Source organism: Acidobacteriota bacterium (assembly GCA_040754075.1).
Taxonomy (GTDB): domain Bacteria; phylum Acidobacteriota; class Blastocatellia; order UBA7656; family UBA7656; genus JBFMDH01.
In genome coordinates, this window is the sequence record JBFMDH010000007.1 from 196,201 (window position 1) to 216,724 (window position 20,524).

Annotated in this window: 15 protein-coding genes and 1 tRNA gene; 15 read left to right on the plus strand and 1 reads right to left on the minus strand. The window is 50.7% G+C overall.

Annotated features, from left to right (window positions below; translation table 11 throughout):
* Positions 1 to 163 precede the first annotated feature (163 nt).
* From AB1757_10250 to AB1757_10280, 7 genes are all read left to right on the plus strand, one after another.
* On the plus strand, positions 164 to 796 hold the full coding sequence (locus tag AB1757_10250) for a chemotaxis protein CheW (GenBank protein MEW6127410.1): 633 nt from the start codon (positions 164 to 166) through the stop codon (positions 794 to 796).
* Between the two features lie 75 nt (positions 797 to 871).
* On the plus strand, positions 872 to 3,250 hold the full coding sequence (locus tag AB1757_10255; GenBank protein ID MEW6127411.1) for a hybrid sensor histidine kinase/response regulator: 2,379 nt from the start codon (positions 872 to 874) through the stop codon (positions 3,248 to 3,250).
* 23 nt (positions 3,251 to 3,273) lie between these two features.
* Positions 3,274 to 4,332, plus strand: a complete 1,059-nt coding sequence (gene cheB / locus AB1757_10260; GenBank protein ID MEW6127412.1) for a chemotaxis-specific protein-glutamate methyltransferase CheB — start codon at positions 3,274 to 3,276, stop codon at positions 4,330 to 4,332.
* Between the two features lie 222 nt (positions 4,333 to 4,554).
* Positions 4,555 to 6,771, plus strand: coding sequence for a response regulator (locus AB1757_10265; protein ID MEW6127413.1), 2,217 nt, complete (start codon positions 4,555 to 4,557; stop codon positions 6,769 to 6,771).
* A 225-nt stretch (positions 6,772 to 6,996) separates the two neighbouring features.
* Positions 6,997 to 8,934 carry an amino acid permease gene (locus AB1757_10270; GenBank protein MEW6127414.1) on the plus strand — a complete coding sequence of 646 codons (1,938 nt, stop codon included), beginning with the start codon at positions 6,997 to 6,999 and terminating at the stop codon, positions 8,932 to 8,934.
* Positions 8,935 to 8,953: 19 nt separating this feature from the next.
* The gene (locus tag AB1757_10275; protein MEW6127415.1) at positions 8,954 to 9,265 is read left to right on the plus strand and encodes a hypothetical protein; all 312 of its coding nucleotides are present in this window, start codon (positions 8,954 to 8,956) and stop codon (positions 9,263 to 9,265) included.
* Positions 9,266 to 9,276: 11 nt separating this feature from the next.
* Complete coding sequence (locus AB1757_10280) at positions 9,277 to 10,458, plus strand: hypothetical protein (GenBank protein ID MEW6127416.1); 1,182 nt, start codon at positions 9,277 to 9,279, stop codon at positions 10,456 to 10,458.
* Here AB1757_10280 and AB1757_10285 read toward each other — a convergent pair.
* Entirely contained in the window at positions 10,448 to 11,500 is a 1,053-nt protein-coding gene (locus tag AB1757_10285) for a DNA adenine methylase (protein ID MEW6127417.1), read from the minus strand. The genes AB1757_10280 and AB1757_10285 overlap by 11 nt on opposite strands.
* 216 nt (positions 11,501 to 11,716) lie before the next feature.
* Here AB1757_10285 and AB1757_10290 point away from each other — a divergent pair, with 216 nt between their 5' ends.
* From AB1757_10290 to AB1757_10325, 8 genes are all read left to right on the plus strand, one after another.
* On the plus strand, positions 11,717 to 12,565 hold the full coding sequence (locus tag AB1757_10290) for a universal stress protein (GenBank protein MEW6127418.1): 849 nt from the start codon (positions 11,717 to 11,719) through the stop codon (positions 12,563 to 12,565).
* A 284-nt stretch (positions 12,566 to 12,849) separates the two neighbouring features.
* Positions 12,850 to 14,520 (plus strand): sodium-dependent transporter, encoded by a 1,671-nt coding sequence (locus tag AB1757_10295; protein ID MEW6127419.1) that lies wholly within the window; start codon positions 12,850 to 12,852, stop codon positions 14,518 to 14,520.
* A gap of 288 nt (positions 14,521 to 14,808) precedes the next feature.
* Entirely contained in the window at positions 14,809 to 15,408 is a 600-nt protein-coding gene (locus AB1757_10300) for a hypothetical protein (GenBank protein MEW6127420.1), read from the plus strand.
* Between the two features lie 16 nt (positions 15,409 to 15,424).
* Complete coding sequence (locus tag AB1757_10305) at positions 15,425 to 16,867, plus strand: cation:proton antiporter (protein MEW6127421.1); 1,443 nt, start codon at positions 15,425 to 15,427, stop codon at positions 16,865 to 16,867.
* A 418-nt stretch (positions 16,868 to 17,285) separates the two neighbouring features.
* Complete coding sequence (locus tag AB1757_10310) at positions 17,286 to 18,866, plus strand: amino acid permease (GenBank protein MEW6127422.1); 1,581 nt, start codon at positions 17,286 to 17,288, stop codon at positions 18,864 to 18,866.
* A 159-nt stretch (positions 18,867 to 19,025) separates the two neighbouring features.
* Positions 19,026 to 19,113 (plus strand) — tRNA-Leu (locus AB1757_10315).
* A gap of 81 nt (positions 19,114 to 19,194) precedes the next feature.
* Positions 19,195 to 20,079, plus strand: a complete 885-nt coding sequence (locus tag AB1757_10320; GenBank protein MEW6127423.1) for a hypothetical protein — start codon at positions 19,195 to 19,197, stop codon at positions 20,077 to 20,079.
* 9 nt (positions 20,080 to 20,088) lie between these two features.
* Positions 20,089 to 20,493, plus strand: coding sequence for a hypothetical protein (locus AB1757_10325; protein ID MEW6127424.1), 405 nt, complete (start codon positions 20,089 to 20,091; stop codon positions 20,491 to 20,493).
* Positions 20,494 to 20,524 lie beyond the last annotated feature (31 nt).

Genomic DNA, 20,524 nt, shown 5'->3' on the forward strand with positions numbered 1-20,524 from the left:
GCGGCATCAATCAAGCGACCTTGCAGAGCGTGGATGGGGCGAAACAGTCCGAATCCGCTGCCAGGAACTTGCACGAACTGGGGCAGAAGTTGCGGCAGTTGGTGACGCGCTACAAATTGCCGCAGGAGTTGGATGCCCGACCTTTCGCCAAAGGAGCAACGCTATGAAGCAGAATCAAGAATTACCGCAAGGGAACCAGCAAATAGACTGGAGCAAGGTTCATCGCCGCATAGCCGCCGCGCAGCAATCGCTTGATGCGAACCTTTCCGCAAGCGCAGCGCAAAAGAAAAAGATTCTTGACGAACGCGCCCGCGCACTGGCTATGGAGGCGGAACCCGACGCGCTTGTAGAAGAACTTGAGGTATTGGAATTTGTGCTGGCTTATGAACGCTACGCTGTTGAATCGGCATACATTCGAGAGGTCGTTCCGTTTCAAGGACTGACGCCATTGCCTTGCACACCGCCGTTTGTCGTAGGCATCGTGCAGGCGCGTGGGCAAATCCTCTCGGTCATCAACATCAAAAAGTTCTTAGGTTTCCCACAAACCGGCATCGCCGATCTGCACAAGATCATCATTCTTCACTTTGAGAACATGGAGTTCGGGGTGTTGGCAGATGACATCATCGGCGCGCGTCGCCTGCCAACCGATCAATTGCAAACGTCTTTGCCTGCATTGATACAGATGCAGGAAGCCTATTTGAAAGGCATTACCAGGGACAGAGTGGTTGTCCTCGACGCCAGGAAGTTGCTGTTGAGCAAAAACCTTCTGGTCAACCAAAAGGCGTCTCAAAAGTAGCATTGGGCGGCAAGAGAAACGCTGCCGGAAGAAGCAAGGCTACGCGCAGGTAACCACCGATAGGGATAGAGTAAAATGAGCAGCAGAGAGGAAGAATTTCTCAAACGGCTTTGGGCGACCTTCAGAATTGAAGTTGACGATCACCTTCAAGCGATGTCAGCGGGACTGCTGGAATTAGAAAAGACTGCGGACGCGCAAAAGCAGAAGGAGATTATCGAGGCGGTGTTCCGCGAAGCGCACAGTTTGAAAGGCGCGGCTCGTGCCGTCAACAGCGCGGAGATTGAAGCGGTCTCGGCCTCTTTGGAAAGCGTGTTCGCTGCTTTGAAAGGGAATGAAATCGCGTTGTCTCCGGCGCTGTATGATCTGCTGCATCAGGGCTTGGACAGCATACGGCAGTTCCTCTCGAATAACGAGATGGAAGGCAGCAAATCCGTTAAGCCGAAAACCAACGAACTGATGGCGCTGCTTCAGCGGGCAGCAAAAGGCGAGGCGTTGCCCGAAGCGAAACCTTTGCCCGCTTCACCAGTTGACCGCTCTGCCGCGCAGGCAGAAGAAACGGCTGAAACGCCAGCGCCAACAGATGCAGTGACGAGCGTATGGGGTCAGCCCGAAAGAGCCGAGACTTCAACTTCTGAAGCGATAGCGTCAACGGGAATGACGGAAACGGCTGCGCTGGCGGAAACCGTGAGAATCTCGACCGCCAGGTTGGACGCCCTCTTGCCACAGGTGGAAGAGATGCTCTCGGCAAAACTGGCGCTCGGGCAGAGAGCAGCCGAACTTTCAGAAATCAATGTCGCGCTGGCCTCTTGGAAAAAGCAGTGGTCAAAAATCCCGCCAGTCTTGCGCAAAGTCCACCCGCTGGTTGAACGCAAGACAAACGGAAATTCGTCTACCGAAGCAACCGAATACTTGCCAACGCTCACCGAGTTTCTCGAATGGAACGCCGCTTTCCACCAGTCGCTGGAAGCAAAACTTGCGGCGCTGACCAAAGCCGTCCGCCACGACCACTATGCTCTCAGCAAACAGGTTGATGGGCTGCTTGGCGATGCCAAAAAGATGTTGATGCTTCCCTTCTCTTCGCTTCTGACGGGGTTTCCGAAACTGGTCAGAGACCTGGCGCGAGACCGAGGCAAAGAGGTGGAATTAGTCATTGAAGGCGCGGAGATAGAGATTGACCGGCGCATCCTGCACGAAATCAAAGACCCGCTCATTCACCTGGTTAGAAACGCCGTAGATCACGGCATTGAAAATCCCGACAAACGACAAGCGCGCAACAAACCGCTTCGCGCCCGGCTGCGCATAGCGATCTCTTCAGAAGAAGGCGGCAAAGTTGAAGTCCTGGTTTCCGATGACGGCGCGGGCATAGACTTTGCGGCGGTGCGAGCGGCGGCGCTCAAGAGCGGGCGCTTTGCCAAAGAAGAACTGCAAGCTTTGAGCGCGCAGGAAACATTGTCGCTCATCTTCGACTCAGGCGTTTCCACCAGCCCGATTATCACAGACCTATCGGGGCGCGGACTGGGTCTGGCGATTGTCCGCGAAAAAGTCGAAAAGCTTGGCGGCGGCGTGGCGATTGAAACGCAGCCTGAGGCCGGAACGGTTTTCCGCCTTCATCTGCCCATCACGCTGGCGACCTTTCGCGGCGTACTCATACGCCTGGGCGACCGTACCTTCGTGGTTCCCACAACCAATGTCGAGAGAGTGGCGAGAATCCCTTTGGATAATATCAAGACCGTTGAGAACAAGGAGACGATTCAGCTTGACGAAGAGACCATTTCCTTTGCGCGCCTTCAGGAAGTGCTGGAATTGCCTGGCAATGGCAGGAGAGCGGAAAACGCTGCCTTCATCCCCGTGATGATTCTGTCCTCTGCTGGCAAGCATATGGCATTTGGCGTTGACGAGATTCTCAACGAACAGGAAGTGTTGGCAAAAAGCCTGGGCAAACAACTCTTGAGCGTTCGCAATCTTGCGGGAGCAACCGTGCTGGGGTCTGGTCAGGTCGCGCCGATTCTGGACGTGGCGGATATGATGAACGTTGCGGCGCGCGCGGTCACTAAATCGCTTGCCGCACCTGTTGAAGAATCCGAGGCGAAGCAGGGAGCCATCTTGGTTGTGGACGATTCCATAACCACCAGAGCTTTGTTAAAGAACATTCTCGAATCAGCCGGATACCGCACCAGCACGGCAGTTGACGGCATAGACGCTTTCACCCAACTCAAGACGGAAACCTTTGATCTGGTGGTGAGCGATATTGAGATGCCGCGCATGAATGGCTTTGACTTGACCGAAAAGATTCGCGCCGACAAGCAGCTTGCCGAAATGCCTGTGGTGCTGGTAACGGCGCTGGAAACGCGTGAGGACCGTGAAAGAGGTATAGACGCGGGCGCGAATGCCTACATCGTGAAATCGAGTTTTGATCAGAGCAACCTGCTGGAGGTGATTCAGCGATTGCTCTAGTTGCTGCAACCCGGAGGAAATAAATGATCAGCGTTCTCATCGTCGAAGATTCACCCGTTCAAAGAGAGGCTCTGGCTTACATCCTGAACTCGGCTCCCGATATAGAAGTAATCGGCTATGCCAGCAACGGCGAAGAAGCTGTCGAGGCGTCAAAGCAATACCAACCCAAGGTCATCACGATGGACATTCATATGCCCGGAATGGATGGCTTTGAAACCACGCGCAGAATCATGCGCGAGTCGCCCACTCGCATCGTGATTGTGAGCGCGAGTTGGCAATCTACGGAAGTGGAAAAGTCTTTTCAGGCTATGCAGGCGGGAGCGCTGGCGATCATTGAAAAGCCTCCGGGGTTGGGGCATCCAGATTATGAAAGAGCGGCTCGCGAATTGGTGCAAATCGTCAGACTGATGTCGGAAGTGCAGGTCATCAGACGCCGAGCGCAAAGACCTGACGATGCCAGCACTCCGCTGGTTAGTTCCCAAAGACACACACCGGCTCAGGCGACAAAGAAAATCAAGCTGGTAGCAATTGGCGCTTCAACGGGCGGGCCGCCTGTGCTACAGACGATTCTGGCAGGGTTGCCGAAGAATTTCGCCGCGCCGGTGCTGATTGTGCAGCACATCGGAACGGGCTTTGCTCAGGGGTTTGTCAACTGGCTCACGCACGCCACCGATTTTCCAGTTCATCTGGCAAGCGCAGGCGACACGCTGTTACCCGGTCACGCTTATGTGGCTCCCGACGGGTTTCACACCGGGTTGAATGCCCAAGGGCGGATATCCCTCAGCAAGGACGCGCCTGAAAATCATCTTCGACCTTCCGTGTCCTACAGCTTCCGTTCTGTGGCGCAGATCTGCGGCGGCGAGGTGGTCGGCGTGCTGCTCACCGGCATGGGCAAAGATGGCGCTGAGGAGTTGAAGTTGTTGCGAGAACTAGGGGCTATCACTATTGCGCAGGATGAAGAAAGCTCTGTGGTTTTTGGTATGCCGGGAGAGGCGGTCAAGCTAGAAGCCGCACAGTATGTACTTTCGCCAAATGAAATCATCGCGCTGCTCTGTGAGTTGATTGGCAAAACAACCGTCTAAATCAGACCGCAAGAGATTGGTGCACTGTTCACAGGGCGCTACATATCAAAGTAACGCAAATTTTTTGGCGGTTTTGCAGAGTTCGCAATTGATATTTGTACCAACCTCATAAGTTTCGATTTAGCAGCGTCTTGTTATAAGGGCTTTCGCCTGCTTTTTGCGCTGAAACCTTAGAAGCGATTTGAACAGCTTCTGATTCCTGACGGGAAACGAGGACTTATCATGAAACCGCATAACGAATTCAAGAAAGATACCGTAGAAATACTAATTGCCGAGGATAGCCCCACACAGGCTGAACAATTGAGATACATTCTGGAGAGCCATCACTACAGCGTTGCCATTGCCCGCAACGGCAGAGAAGCGATTGATAACATCACCAATCACAAACCGACGATTGTCATCAGTGACATCACCATGCCGGAAATGGATGGTTACGAGCTTTGTCGGCGCATCAAGGCGAATCAACATCTCAAGGATATTCCGGTCATCCTGTTGACTGCGCTTTCTGATCCGCTGGATGTGTTGAAGGGTTTGGAATGCGGAGCCGACAACTTTATCACCAAGCCCTACGAAGAACGTTACCTGCTCTCACGCATCAACTACCTGCTGGTGAATCGGGAAATGCGCCGCAATCAGTCGCCGCAATTCGGATTGGAAATCTTTTTTGGCGGCGAAAAGCGACTCATCACCGCTGACCGGGCGCAAATCTTAGACCTCTTCATCTCCACTTATGAAGTGGCGCTGCAAAAAAATGAGGAGATGACAGCGGCGCAGGCCGATCTACAGAAATTGAATGAACAACTCGAAGAGAAAGTAAAAGAGCGCACCGCCGCGCTTGAGATTGAAATCGCCGAGCGGGCGCGGGCGCAAGAGGCGCTGCGGCAGGCGGAAGAGAAATATCGCAAAATTTTTGAGAGAGCGGTGGAGGGCATTTTCCAAATCTCGCCGCAAGGCAGATTTATCGCCGCCAATCCGGCGATGGCGCGAATGCTTGGTTACAACTCGCCCGAAGAGTTGCTCGCCTTACCGACCGGCGTACAAGAGCAGTTTTACATAGAACCTGAATCTCAGGAGCAAGTGCGGCACTTGCTGACAGAACAGGGAGTCGCACAAGGAGTAGAATTGCAGATTCGCCGCAAGGACGGAACCAGCATATGGGTGGCAGGCAACGCCCAAGTGGTGCGTAGCGAGAGCGGAGAAGTCATGTACTTTGAAGGCGCGATTGAGGACGTGACCGAACGCAAGGAACTTCAGGAGCAGCTTCTGCATTCGCAAAAGATGGAAGCCATAGGCGTACTCGCTGGTGGCGTGGCTCACGACTTCAATAATTTGTTGACCGTCATCGTCGGCTACGGGCAACTGGCGCTACAGCGACTTAGACCTACAGACCCGTTGTACGAAGAACTCAGCATTATTCTGAACGCCGCCGACCGCGCTTCGATGCTAACCAGGCAATTGTTGGCATTCAGCCGCCGCCAGGTCTTGCAACCGAAAGCGATTGACCTCAACGCCGTGATTGGAGACGTTGAAAAAATGCTGCGACGACTGATCGGCGAGGACATTGATTTCGTTACCCTACTCGATCCGGAAGTGGGGCAGGTTTATGCCGATCCGGGGCAAATCGGACAGGTGTTGGTAAACCTTGTGGTCAACGCCCGGGCGGCAATGCCTGATGGCGGCAAGCTCATCATCGAAACGAGTAATGCTTACCTCAACGAAGAATATGCCCAACATCACGCAGAGGTCACTCCCGGTCAATATGTGATGCTGGCAGTCAGTGACAACGGTATCGGTATGAACGCTGAAACCAAATCCAGAATCTTTGAGCCTTTCTTTACCACCAAACCATCAGGCCAGGGAACCGGTCTCGGACTGGCAACTATCTACGGCATCGTCAAACAGAGCGAAGGGCATATATGGGTCTATAGCGAACCCAGTCAAGGAACCACTTTCAAAATCTATCTGCCCCACTTGCCGGAGACGATTGCGGAGGTAGAGCCATCCGAGCAACCCGCTCAAACTTCGGCAGGTCAGGAAACTATTTTAATTGTCGAAGACGATGATTCCTTGCGGGTGCTGGGGCGCAAAATCCTGACGGCAAGCGGCTACAAGGTGCTGGAAGCCATGAATGGCAATGAAGCGCTGGCACTGGTTGAGGAGTTTAAGGAATCCATTGACCTCGTGGTAACCGATGTGGTCATGCCACATATGAGCGGGCGCGAACTGGCTCATCGTATCAATGCGCTAGCTCCCAAAATCAAAATCCTGCATACTTCAGGTTACACTGATCACGCGATTATGCAGCACGGCGTGCTGGGCAAAGGAACCTTTTTCTTACAGAAACCTTACACCATCGAAAGCCTGACTCGAAAAGTGCGCGAGGTGTTGGATGATAACGAGGGAACGTCTGCGGTTATTTTCCCGTCTGAACTTTCATAGGCGCGTCTCGCGTTTTGCGGAAGCCCAGGGGAAACTGCGCCCCCTCACGGTTGAGCTACTGACCGGCTCATCTCCATTAGCAGCAGGTGTGAGTAGGGGCAAGCTGGTGCCGTGCGACAAGCCGACTGTGCACCTAATGTTTGCTTGACATCATACATTGGCAAAGTAAATAATCGCGGCGCTTTTGCGTTCACAACACAAGACCAAAACGAGGACATCCGGCACATGGATACAAAACAGGAGACACAGCAAAAAGCTGCCTTGAGAGAATGGTTCCGCACTAAATCGCTCGACGCAATTTTGGGTGATGCCGAAGAACCTGAACATAAATTGAATCGCGCATTGGGTCCCGTGCAACTCACGATGTTCGGTATCGGCGCAATTATCGGCGCAGGCATTTTCGCCACCATCGGCACCGCGGCAGCGGGCGATGCCAATCGTCCGGGCGCGGGACCTGCCTTGATGGTTTCCTTCATTATCACGGCTATCGTATGCGGATTCACGGCGCTCTGTTATGCCGAATTCGCTTCGATGGTGCCGATTTCCGGTTCGGCGTACACCTATTCTTACGCGACACTCGGCGAACTCATAGCCTGGGTCATCGGCTGGGATTTAATCATTGAATACGCAGTCGGCAATATCGCCGTCGCCATCAGTTGGGCAAATTATTTCAAAACCTTGTTGAAGGGATTGCACATTCCCGGACTTGCGCCCGATGGCATCAGCATTCCCGACTGGCTGTCGATGGATTATCGCACCGCCGCGAAAATTGTTGACGAAAACGGCATTCAAACGGTGTATCGCGATGCGCCTCATCTTTTTGGACAACCGATTATTTTAAATGTTCTGGCAATTTTCATCGTCGCCGCCATCACCATTATTCTGGTCTGGGGGGTGAAAGAAAGTTCCAGATTTAATGCCATCATGGTTGCCATAAAAATCGTCGTGCTGACTTTCTTCATCGTCGTTGGCATGTTTTATATTCAACCCGCGAACTTCACACCCTTTGCCCCGAATCGTTTCGTCGGCATCAGCGCCGGCGCGGCGATTGTCTTTTTCTCTTATATCGGATTCGATGCGGTTTCGACGGTTGCCGAAGAGACCAAAAACCCGCAACGCAATTTGCCCATCGGCATCATCGCATCGCTGATTATCTGCACAATTTTTTATATCATCGTCGGCGTCGTCTTTTCAGGATTGATTTCCTATCCAGACCTCACCCAAAAACTCGCTACCGAACAGGCGGAACCGTTGACTATGGCGCTTGAACACGCAATGCCCAAAGGCACATCCAACCTCGCCGTCGGTATCGTCGCTTTCGGCTCGGTCATCGCCCACACCGCTGTGTTATTGGTGTTTCAACTCGGACAACCGCGCATCTTCTTTTCGATGGCGCGTGATGGATTGCTGCCCAAAGCCTTTTATAAAGTCCATCCGAAATTCCGCACCCCGCACGTCGCAACCATTTTGACAGGTTTATTCGTCGGCGTGTTCGCTGCTGTCGCCAGCATCGACGAGATGGTTGATTTGACCAACATCGGCACACTGTTCGCCTTCATTTTGGTGTGCGCCGGGATTTTGATTTTGCGCGTGAAAGAGCCTGAGCGGAAACGCCCGTTCCGCGCGCCGGGCGGCATCATGACACCGATTCTCGGCATCATTTCCTGTTTGTATTTGATTTACTTTTTGCCGCCGACTTCGTGGCTTCGCTTTGCCGCGTGGTTGAATTTCGGGTTTGTGATTTACGTTGCATATGGTTCGGTTAAAAGCCGATTAACGGGTATCGAAACCGCAACCAATCCGGCGGCTCACGATGCGAATACGGCGTACACCGGCGCATGGCTTGGCGTTATCGGCACCTTGATGTTGTTATTTATGCGCTGGTTCGATTTGTGGTTGATTGCCAATAAAGACAGTGAACTGCAAGGCTCGCCATTTGCCGCTTCGTTTAATGGTGATGCGTGGTTGGAAAAATCATTGTTTATGATATTACCGCTTACGTTGAATGCCCTGGTGCTTTGCCCAATCGTCATTCGTCGCGCTTTGAATGCCAAACGCGATGCGGCACAATCCGGCAAAGTGACGATGGCTTTGGGCATTGCAGGCGGGTTAGCCATCTTGACGATTATTTATTTGTTTTTAGTCTTCACACATAAACCATAATTCCAGGAGGTAAAATTTTATGGCTTACACTTATGAAGAACTGAAACCCAAAACCCTTGCCGAGCTGCGCGATATTGGCAAAGACATTGTGCAGGGTTATTCGCAAATGAACAAAGAGCATTTGCTCAGGGAGATCTGCAAAGCCCTGAACATTGATATGCACGCTCATCATCAGGTTGTCGGCATCAACAAAACTGACATCAAATCGCATATCAAAGAGTTGAAGGCAAAACGCGATGAAGTCATTGCCGAAGGCAATCACACCGAACTCAAAAAGGTTCGGCGGGCAATTCATCGCCTGAAAAGACAGATTCACAAATCGACGGTTTAGCTTCGCCAGTATTGAAATCCTTTCAAAAGGATAATCGCCAAGTCACCGGATTTGCCAAAGCAGAGGTTGAACAGTTTGGCGCATTTGGCGGCTTGGCGATTCAAAAAATCAAGATGTCGTATTCAGTCCGCAAAAGCTTGCGAATCGTTTATCTTTTGCTAATCGCGGGCATTTTGCTTGTCAGTCAATCAGCCACCGCAACGCTGTCTTTCGCTCAAACCCCGGCAAAAGCCGAATTATCGAAAACCGAATTTGAAATTATCGAAGGCAAATTCCACGACGGACTTGGCACTTTCGCTGAACTGAGTCTCGCTAATGAAATCATCAAAGCCGCGAAACTCGAACAACAACTTTTTGCCACCGCCCGCGCTGAATTGAAAATGCGCGAGGCGATCAATGCGCTTCCCGCATCGCACGCAAGCCGGTCAGTTTTTCCCCAAGAGATTGCCAGCATTCAAAAAGCCACGCGGCAAGGCGCAGCACTTTTACTCAATAAAATCGCGCCTTTTCGCCTGCTCCAGGTTCGTCATACGGCACACGAATTTGCCGATGCCAAAGCCGGGGATTTGCGACTGGAATTCGCCGACCGCGAAGCTTTGCCGGTATCAGTCAAAACCGATAAATCAAAAAAGGTCGCGGTCGCCGAAGGTCAAACGCCGCTCTTTGAAGAGAAATGGGCGAAGCGTTATTTCAATGTTTCAAACGACGAATTGCATCAACTGATTGGCGACCTCGGATTCGAGTCGATGAGCGAGTTGAAAAAATATTATTTGAATGTATCACGCTTGGTTGCAGAAATTCTGATTCGCAAATTGCAACTCACGGATTGCACGCCGACCGATTTTCGCAAAGCCAGACTCGGCGATTTGCAAGCCATGAAATTTCTTCTCAGGCAATTACGCTTTTACAAAAGCGGCAATGACCGAAGCCAGGTAATCATCCTCGACCGCTCGACCGGCGAGGTGAAATGGGAATCGCTTGTCGATGAAATCGGTATTGAAACGCTAACCGCCGATAGAATCTCTTTTTTGCCTGGGCGTCCGCGTGGCGGCAAGCTTATCGCTTCGGAATTCGGCATCAAAATTGACGGGCGCACGGTTGTGTCTTTTCAAATCAAACACCGGCGCGGCAAATATCGCAACACCGCGCAGCAATTTGAATTTTCCGACATCACCACGCGACTCAGGATTTGACCACCCGGACATAATGCAGGTATTCGACGGTTTCACCGCGTTTATACTGGCGTCCGTTGTCGGCTTTGAAACGATTATATTTTTGCGAAAAGGTTTGCGGCTCGCCGCGCAAACTCAAAAGTTCGCGAATATCTTCGAGGCTCATAATCCCTTCGTCGTTATAACTCACCAGAATATGTTTGGTTTGCGCTGCGGTTATCAATTCGCGCATCGCCTCAAGGGCTTCAAGCGGTTTGCAATAACGACTGCGCGGATAATCGCGCATCCCTGTGACGCCGCGAAGTTGTGGCGCATCATAAGCCGCGATGGTTTCCAAAACGTGATAATTTGCGCCGTATTGACGGTGATTATAAGGCGGGTCCAGATAAAGCACATCGCAGGTAATCTGTTTAATCAATTGATTGGCGTCCTGGTTGTAGGCTTTGCAACCCCTAACCCCATTCGTCAGTTCCAGCGGTTTCAACTTTAGCGGCTTGCGGGCGCTGGCTTTGAATTTTTTGAGATACGCGCCATAGACGCTTGCGGTATTGGCGACCTGATCGATGGCTTCAAGCAACGAACAAAGCAGATAAAAGTATTCTCGTTCGTTGATAATTTTTTCCTTGCGCCACCGTTCGAGGGTCTGACGGATGGCGTCAGCGCGTTCGGCATTGTCCTGGGTGTAATAAAAACGATTGCCGCAAGGCGCATAATTTTCGGTAATAAATCCACGTTGCGGCGCAATCTGGTTGATAAAGGAAAGAATCGCTTGAACGCTGTCAACAGCGGGGTTGCGATACCCCATCAAGACTTTTGCATATTGTTTTTCCAGGTTTTTAAATGGCGGCGGTTGATTCAATTCAAGGTAGGCTTTGTTTAAAACATAGGCGTAGTATTGCAAATCATTGGCAATCACCCGCAAACCTTTACGCTTAAAAAATCGTCCGACGGCTGCGGTTCCGGCAAACAGGTCGCAGACAACTTTTTCTTTGCCATCCTGAATTCGACAAAAAACTTTTTCGATGAAGGGTAAGAGCGAAAATTTGGAGCCGATGTAATTCACTGATGGTTTATCTGGTTTGCGATATTGCACGAAGAAGATAGCTTGAAGACGCGAGGGGTTCAAGCGCGTACAGATGCAAATCTACGCTGAGCAACATCCACAGGAGTATTGCTCACCGTAAAAATCATTTTTATTTACGGCTCCTTTGTTGACGGGTTTTCGCGAGACGATTACCATGTTGGCGATTTACAAAGCACAATGAAAGGATTCAGCCTCATGGCACAGATAAACACCATTCTGTTTGCAACCGATTTTTCAGAGAATTCCAACCACGCATTTCCTTATGCTACAGCTCTGGCAAAGGCGTTCAAAGCGAAAATCGTTCTCATGCACGTTGAAGAACCCGGTGAGTCCGACCCGGCAAATCCCGAACACAGCTTTAAATCGTTGGAAGATTATGATGGTGAGGTAGAAACCGAGCGCGTCGTGATTCGCGGTCATGCGCCTTACAAACACATCCTGGAATTATCGCGCAAAAAAAATTGCGATTTGATTGTCATGGCAACGCATGGGCATTCGGCGCTTTCGCAATTTTTTCTCGGCGGCAGCACTGCCGAAGAGGTTTCGCGGTTTTCAACGATTCCGGTCTTTATCGTCAAGACCGGAGAAGATGCAACGCCTGAAAATTACACCGGCAGATTGAAAGAGATTCTCTTTCCCACCGATTTTTCAGAGGCTGCGAAACAGGCGTTTGCGCCTGCGGCAACCTTTGCGAAAAAATTTGGCGCGCATCTGTTCGTGCTGCATTCCATTGAAGAAGACAGTCAGGATTTTTATGCAGAATTAGGTCTTGCGGGCGACAACCTGAAAGCCGATGTCGGAGCCTACCTGCAATCTCACATTGCTTCCCTTCCAGATGCCGATGCAGTCACTTCTTATCACGTCACGGAAGGCAAAGCCGAAAGCGAAATTCTCCAGTTTATCGAAGCCCAGGGCATTGACCTCGTCGCCATCGCCACGCAGGGGCATTCGGGCATTCAAGAGGATTTGATCGGTTCAACCACCGACCGCATCATTCGTCAGGCACCCTGCCCGGTGCTGACGGTTCGCGGATATAACCAATAAGCGGCGCTGAACGAGAACAGGTGGTTTGGCAGATTTCCAGCATAAACTTTCTGACAAGGCACATTCTTATTCAATCGTTCATTCAAGCGATTTCATTGACGACAGTCAAAGTCCGTGTGTAGTATTGCGCGGGTCAATTCTTAGGCAACACAAACTTAAAGACGTTATTAAATTCAAGGTGAACAATAGCTGTTTAAGTACAGGAGTGTTGTTAAACCATCATCAACCAATAAGCAATCAGAGAATTGAGATTGGTTAAACCTTTCTACCAGGAGATAACGGCTATGGAGAGTGAAACCAAAACGGCACCAGCCACACGCGAAGGTTGGGGTTCGCAAATCGGATTGGTGCTGGCAATGGCCGGTAATGCTGTCGGTCTGGGAAATTTTTTGCGCTTCCCGGCGCTTGCCGCCAAAAACGGCGGCGGCACATTTATGATTCCTTACTTCATTTCCCTGCTACTGCTTGGGATTCCGCTAATGTGGATTGAATGGGGAGTCGGGCGATACGGTGGCAAATTCGGTTATTCAACCGCGCCCGGCATGTTTGAAAAATTATGGAAGCATCCGCTGGCAAAATATCTGGGGGCGCTCGGAGTTTTCATTCCTCTGGCGTTTGTCATCTATTACACCTATCTGGAATCGTGGACGCTCGGCTATGCCGTTCTGTCTTTCACCAATCAGATTCCGAGTATCGAAGGGCAGACCCCGCAACAAGCTTTCGATACCATGGGAAATTATCTGGCGACCTATCAGGGCACCAATAACACCTTGCCGTTTTCCGGCACCGTGATGAGTGTGACGTTTTTTATTCTCACCCTGTTTGCCAACATCTTTATCATTTCACGCGGTCTTGCGGGTGGTATTGAAAAGATGGCGAAAATCGGTATGCCGCTATTGATCCTCTTTGCGATTATCGTCGGTATCCGGGTGCTGTCGCTGCCGGGCGCAATGGATGGCGTAGCGTTCGTCTGGAATCCCGATTTTTCAAAAATCACTGATGGCGCGGTCTGGCTTGCCGCCGCCGGTCAAATCTTTTTCACCTTGTCACTGGGCACTGGTTCGATTGAAACCTATGCCAGTTATGTGAAAGAAGATGAAGACATCGTGCTCACCGGACTTGCGACCTCATCGATGAATGAATTCTGCGAAGTCATTCTCGGCGGTTCGATTTCGATTCCGGCAGCCGCAGCCTTTTTCGGTCCCGGCGCGGCAACCGCGATTGCCAACAGCGGCACCTTCAATCTCGGATTTCAAACGATGCCGGCGGTCTTTTCGGGATTGCCAGGCGGCTTTCTTTTCGGCGGTCTGTTTTTCACTCTGCTCTTTTTCGCAGGTATCACCTCGTCGCTTGCGCTGGCGCAACCGGCAATGGCTTTCCTGCAAGATGAACTGAGGATGACCCGTAACAAAGCGGCATTATTGGTTGGCGCGATTATGCTGGTTGCGGCGATTCCCATCATCATGTACCTGCAATATGGTTTCCTTGATGAGTTCGATTTCTGGGCGGGGGCGTTTTTCCTGTTAATTTTCTCGCTGATTGAAACCATTCTGTTTTTCTGGATTTTCGGCAGCAAGCAGGCGTGGTCAGAGATTCGCAAAGGCGAGCAGATGAAACTGCCGCAGTTTTTCTACCCGATTATGAAGTATGTAGTGCCGATTTTCTTAATCATCATTCTCATCAAAGGCGCGATTGATGATATGTTGCCGCGCATCTTCTTTAAAAAATGGGAAGATATGCCGGGTTGGAGCAAAGCCGCCGCCTCGGCTGGCGACCGCCTCGCTTACGAATTCGGATTGGTGGGTCGTCAACTGGTTCCCAATCATGAAGAGGCAGCCAATTTCTGGTATCACTGGGGCGCGCGTATCGAGATGATTGCGATCTATTTCCTGTTTGTTTATCTGGTTTATTACGCCTGGAAAAAATATCGTCGTCCGAGTCCGGAGGGGGTATAGCTTATGGAAATGTTGACAAATACACCGGGGTTCTTTTTTCAGGAAGTCGCGCGACCACAGATGACCACCGGGGGGTGGGTCTTTATCGTCTGCGCATGGTTATTTATTTTGACGCTCACCTTTTACACTTTCTCAAAAATCTTGAGGCAGAAAAAATGAACGGGCGTTAATTGGCTGCGCGATTCGAGAGCATAGTTTTTTCAATCCACAATATGTCGGTATTAAAATAAAAACTGCGGATTGAAAGCACTATGCTCTTTGATTTCATCCCTGCGTCTCAATCTCAAAATGGCAAACGCAAAAACCAAATCCCACAAGAAAAGTGAAACGCCTGCGGCACCTGATGATGTGCGCCAGCTTCTGGAATTGATTATCGGCGAAATCGAAGCTCCGGTTGATATGCAGAAGCTCATCGTCAAAGTGCCACCGACGACCAATTGCATTGCCGAATTGCGCGATTTTTTAAAAGCCAAAGATCGCGCCCATCGTCGCGAAGCTTTCATCAAAACCGAGCCGATGTGGTTTCGTAAATACGGCTGGTTTATGGCAAGAATCGTCATGGTGTTTGGCATACTGGTGATTGTGTATTCGATTATCACGCGCAATACCTCAGCCAACTTTATTTCTGCATTGGTTCTCGGCGCGGCATTTTATTATGGTTTATTGGTTACTTTATCGAACTGGCGCTATCGCGATAAAAATAAACGCCGTCAGCGCCTGCTTGACGAAGAGGGCAAAAACTATCAGCGCGAGATTATTGTGATTGCCGCTTCACTCCTGACGCAGTTCAAAATCGATGCCAGAAATTACCCGATTGCTAAACCGAAAAGCAGCGCCGGTCTTGAAAACCTTGAAGGCAAATATTTTATTCCTCTGCCTTCGGAATAGCTTTTTTGTAGTCCGGTTGCGATATAAAAAAACCACGATTATGCGAGCCTTAAATAATAAAAAAATTTTCGGAATGATTTTAGTGGGCGGATTGCTCATCACTACACAAACGGTTTTCGCAAGCGGTGAACCCGCAGCGGCAGAAGGCGGTCATGGGTTGAACCCACTGGTGCTTGTGGGGGTGGCGCTGATGTTGGTAGTCGCCAAACTGGGCGGCGAAGTATTTGAACGCTTCAAACAACCGGCAGTGCTTGGCGAACTGGTTGGTGGCATCCTCGTCGGCAATCTGACTTTGCTTGGACTGACTTCCATTGAACAACTCAAAAGCAACGAAGTAATCGGCGCGCTGGCTGAAATCGGCGTCATCATTCTGTTATTTGAAGTCGGCTTGGAATCGAATTTACAAGAGATGAAGGAGGTTGGCTGGTCGTCTTTGTTTGTCGCTGTGGCAGGCGTCATCGCGCCGTTTTTTTTGGGCTGGGGAGTTGCCGCCTATTTTCTTCCCAACGAAGCCACGCTCGCACATATTTTTATTGGCGCGACGCTTTGCGCAACCAGTGTCGGCATCACTGCCCGGGTGTTGAAAGATATGGGTAAATTGCAAACCCGCGAATCGCGCATCATTTTGGGCGCGGCAGTGATTGATGATGTACTGGGGTTGCTGATTCTCGCGGTGGTTGCCGGTTCGATTAAAGCCAGCGCCAACGGCGGGGCGCTTGCTGTAAGCGATGTGGCGTTGATTGCCGGAAAATCGCTGGTCTTTCTGATTGGTGCGATTGCGGTTGGTCACTATCTGATTCCGCAGGTGTTTCGCGGCGCGAGCCGTTTGGAAAGTCGCGGTGTGCTGCTGGCGCTTGCCATCGCTTTCTGTTTTTCAATGGCTTGGGTTGCAGCGCTCGTGGGACTTGCGCCGATTGTCGGCGCGTTTGCCGCAGGGCTGGTTTTAGATGAAGCCCATTTTGAATCATTCAATCAACAGGGCGAACGCGACCTCGAAGATTTAATCGCGCCGATCAGCACGGTGCTGGTTCCCATCTTTTTTGTGTTGATGGGACTTAAAGTTGATTTGAAGGCTTTTGCCCGGGTTGAAGTCCTGGGCTTTGCCGCGTGTCTGACCGTAGCAGCGATTATCGGCAAACAGATTTGTTCACTGGCAACTCTGGAAAAAGGCATCAACCGCTTATCCATAGGGCTTGGCATGATTCCGCGCGGCGAAGTCGGACTGATTTTCGCGGGCATCGGCGTCACCTTGATGCTTCCCAACGCGGAAGGCGTCGCCGAACCGGTAATTGGTTCGGCAACCTTTGGCGCAGTGGTGATTATGGTGATTGTCACGACATTGGTCACGCCGCCATTTCTCAAATGGTCGCTCGGCAAGCAGAAAAACTCCCCTAACCCGACGCCATCCGGGGCTTTGGATGAAGTCATCGAAGATAGCATCGAACGAACTTCGAGATAACCAAAGCACTGCAATTTTCAACCCCATACCATTGATTGAACGTCAGCAGAAAAGTTGTAAAAACAACGTCGTAAATTAGCACTTTCTTCCCGCCTTGTTGACTTGGAAAAATTCGCTGTGTAGTATAGCCCACGCCAATTTTCAATGCATTTTATTGAATCCAGCTTTGCTATTGATGTTCATGGTTCGGAGTTTTTATTTCATCGGATAGCTGCGTCCGGCATATTTAATCCCGTGTTAAAAAGGCTGGCAAATTGTTGACTGAACAGCTTCGACTGCACAGCTTCAATCGGTTGTCTAATCGGGAATTCGACAGTGATTGCAGTATTTGGTTCAGGCAAAGAATAGGGGTGTTTCTTAATATATTTTCATCCTGAATCCCGAATAAAATTTTGAATCCAAAATTGGAGGTCATTGAATGGCAAATCAATTGTTTGCTAAAAAACCGCTTGATGTATTGCTTGAGGAGATGAAAGGCGAGCATCGGCTCCGTCGCGTACTTGGTCCAGTACAATTGACTGCGCTTGGCGTCGGCGCGATTATCGGCGCTGGTATCTTTGTTGCAACCGGCGCGGCGGCTCATAACGTCGCCGGTCCGTCATTAATGTTGTCTTATGTGGTTGCCGGTATTACTTGCGTGTTTGCGGCATTGTGTTATGCCGAATTCGCTTCGATGGCTCCGGTTGCCGGTTCGGCGTTTACTTATGCTTACGCCACGCTGGGAGAACTGTTCGCCTGGATTATCGGTTGGGATTTGGTCCTCGAATACGCCGTCGGTTCGGCGACTGTGGCAAACGGCTGGTCGAGTTTTTTCCAGAGTCTGTTGCCGAAAATAGGCATACATTTGCCGGAGGTGATAAGTCGCGCGCCGATTATTTATGATGCCGAAGCTGGGCATTTTGTCAGAACCGGCGGCATTGTCAATCTTCCTGCGGTTATCATCGTACTCATCGTCACCGCCATTCTGGTTAAAGGCATCCAGGAAAGCGCCTCGTTTAACGCTACGATGGTCGCCATCAAAATCGCTGCGGTCTTATTCGTTATTCTGGTCGGCGCATTTTTCATCAATTCCGACAATTGGAAACCATTCGCGCCTTATGGATTCGGCGGGCTGAATATTTTCGGCAAAACCGTTTGGGGCGAAACCGTCGGCGGCAGACCTGTTGGAATGCTGGCGGGAGCCGCAATTATCTTTTTCGCCTATATCGGTTTCGATTCGGTCTCAACCCATGCTGAAGAAGCAAAACGACCGAACCGCGATGTTCCTATCGGTATCGTCGCCTCTTTGCTCATTTGCACAGTGCTTTATGTATTGGTCGTCGCGGTTCTAACCGGCATGGTGAAGTACACCCAGATTGATACGGGAGCCGGTGTTTCAATGGCATTTCAATCAATCGGAATGCAATGGGCTGAGGTCATCATCGCCATTGCCGGTGTTGCCGGTATCACTTCGGTGCTGCTGGTTATGATGTTATCCGCGCCGCGCGTTTTTCTGGCGATGGCGCGGGACGGATTGGTTCCGGCATCGTTTTTCGCAGATATTCATGAGCGATTCCGCACCCCCTGGAAAAGCACGATTCTCATCGGCATTTTTGTGTCAATCGGCGCGGGGTTGCTGCCCATTGACGCTTTGCTTGAAATGACCAATATCGGAACTCTCTTTGCTTTCGCGGTGGTTTGCGCAGCCGTGTTGATTATGCGAAGAACGAATCCTGATGCCGAACGACCATTCCGTTGCCCGATGGTTCCGGTCGTTCCCATTGCAGGCATCATTATGTGTCTGGTGTTGATGTTTTCGCTGCCGTGGCCGAACTGGCTGCGCTTGATTGTCTGGATGGCAATCGGTTTGGTTATCTATTTCCTCTACAGTCGGCATCACAGTTTCATGAAAAGTTATCTCGCGCATGAAATCTCCGCGCACGGGGTTTCCCCCGCCGGGCAACCGATTGATGATATTGTCACCAAAGACGAAACTCATCCCGACGCCAAATCTGAATAACCAGTTGATAAAAGGCAACGAGAGATAAAGGCTCGTTGCCTTTCCTAAAACCTTTCTCGCCTGTCAGGCAAAAACTTACAGAAATTGAACCGGCGGTTGACGCGCCTTTGTTTTGGCGGCTACAATGACGCTTTCTTTGAAACACCTCATTCAAGACAAGGGGAAGTGGCGGAACAGGTAGACGCGATGGTCTCAAAAACCATTGGGATAATCTCCCGTGTGGGTTCGAGTCCCACCCTCCCCACCATCAAACACCGTAGGCAGTCGGCAGCATTTGACTCCTCCGATTTTTATCGGCTACCGACTACCGACGACCCACAACCGCCCTATGAAGAAGTCCGAAATCAGTTTCGATTCCATTCCGGGTTCAGCGCGTTCGGAAATCAGTTTAACCATTTGCCTGAAATGCGCCTTTGATTTTTTTACTAAACAACTCAATCTCACGCCGCGCACAGCCTACTCGGAACTGAAAAAACACCTTCCCGAAGAGACCGATTTCACCGGCGCATCAACTGCCCGCCCGCACTTTTTCAAAACCGCTGAGACCAAAAAATGCCCTTATTGCAAAGCCGCGAAAAAATGGTTTGCAGACTTTCGCGCCATTCGCATTGACGCTCACCCTTCGTTTGAAAAAGAGCGCAAAAAATTGTGGACGGCATTAAAAAAAGCGTCGGAGCGATTCGCCCTGTGGCACCCCGAACGCACTACCATGCAAATTTTTTCCGAATGGCTTGAACGCCTGAACCGGCGCATTGATTTCGCGAATAATCAATGGCTTCTCGACATTGGTATTGAAACCGTTAAACGCTATGCCCCGTCAAACAGTTGGGATGAGGTTTTAGCGGAAGGGGTGCATCGCCTGCAGCTTTCTCATCAGGTAGATGACGAATGGCATTATGAACGGCAATGGCTTTATGTTTCGCCCAGGCTTTACGGCAATGCCTTGATGGTGCAACATCTACTGTCGCGTTCACACTATCATGGCGGGCGCACCTTTGAAGGTCATTTAACGTTGCATGAATTCGTCAATCGCCTGCGAAAAACCGGCTATCTCGCCGTTCAAGACATCACCACGCACGACGCCCAGGAAGCTTTTGAACAGGCGATTGCGCGATTGGTTGAAACCGGCCCGGTTGCTGTATATTATGCCGTTGACCGCAATGATTATCTGGCGCGGCTCAAAGAACTTTACGAAAAACAATTCAAGAATTAGAAAGTCGATATGAAAATCAAATCACTCATTTTTGCAATCATTTTTTCAATTTCCGTATCCGTGCTGGCAATCGCACAGGAAGGGCAACCGGGGTTTGTCATTTTACTCAAAAACGGCAGCGCCGTTCGCGGTCGCACCTTGACGCGCGAAACCTCAGGGCAATTGCGGCTGGCGATGACCGAAACGGCAAGCGGCGAACCCAAAAGTTACGCCATCATTGATGTCGAAGATACGGAATCCATCCGCGCTTCATCAAGCGATACCGATTCGATTCTCATCAAATTACATGGCGGCAGCGAACTCCGCTGCAAAGAGTTTTCCCTGAACGGCAATTCGGTGATTGTAAAACTAGGCACCCAAAGCCGCATCGAAGTCCGTTGGGAAGACATTACTTCCATCAGTTTCAACGGATGATAATTTGCAGAGGCTTGCAAGAATGCCGAAT

Excerpts from the sequence above, each read along its gene's own strand:
- AB1757_10250 (MEW6127410.1), top strand. The coding sequence starts at position 164 with ATGAAGCAGAATCAAGAATTACCGCAAGGGAACCAGCAAATAGACTGG.
- AB1757_10255 (MEW6127411.1), top strand. The coding sequence starts at position 872 with ATGAGCAGCAGAGAGGAAGAATTTCTCAAACGGCTTTGGGCGACCTTC.
- cheB (MEW6127412.1), top strand. The coding sequence starts at position 3,274 with ATGATCAGCGTTCTCATCGTCGAAGATTCACCCGTTCAAAGAGAGGCT.
- AB1757_10265 (MEW6127413.1), top strand. The coding sequence starts at position 4,555 with ATGAAACCGCATAACGAATTCAAGAAAGATACCGTAGAAATACTAATT.
- AB1757_10270 (MEW6127414.1), top strand. The coding sequence starts at position 6,997 with ATGGATACAAAACAGGAGACACAGCAAAAAGCTGCCTTGAGAGAATGG.
- AB1757_10275 (MEW6127415.1), top strand. The coding sequence starts at position 8,954 with ATGGCTTACACTTATGAAGAACTGAAACCCAAAACCCTTGCCGAGCTG.
- AB1757_10290 (MEW6127418.1), top strand. The coding sequence starts at position 11,717 with ATGGCACAGATAAACACCATTCTGTTTGCAACCGATTTTTCAGAGAAT.
- AB1757_10295 (MEW6127419.1), top strand. The coding sequence starts at position 12,850 with ATGGAGAGTGAAACCAAAACGGCACCAGCCACACGCGAAGGTTGGGGT.
- AB1757_10300 (MEW6127420.1), top strand. The coding sequence starts at position 14,809 with ATGGCAAACGCAAAAACCAAATCCCACAAGAAAAGTGAAACGCCTGCG.
- AB1757_10310 (MEW6127422.1), top strand. The coding sequence starts at position 17,286 with ATGGCAAATCAATTGTTTGCTAAAAAACCGCTTGATGTATTGCTTGAG.
- AB1757_10320 (MEW6127423.1), top strand. The coding sequence starts at position 19,195 with ATGAAGAAGTCCGAAATCAGTTTCGATTCCATTCCGGGTTCAGCGCGT.
- AB1757_10325 (MEW6127424.1), top strand. The coding sequence starts at position 20,089 with ATGAAAATCAAATCACTCATTTTTGCAATCATTTTTTCAATTTCCGTA.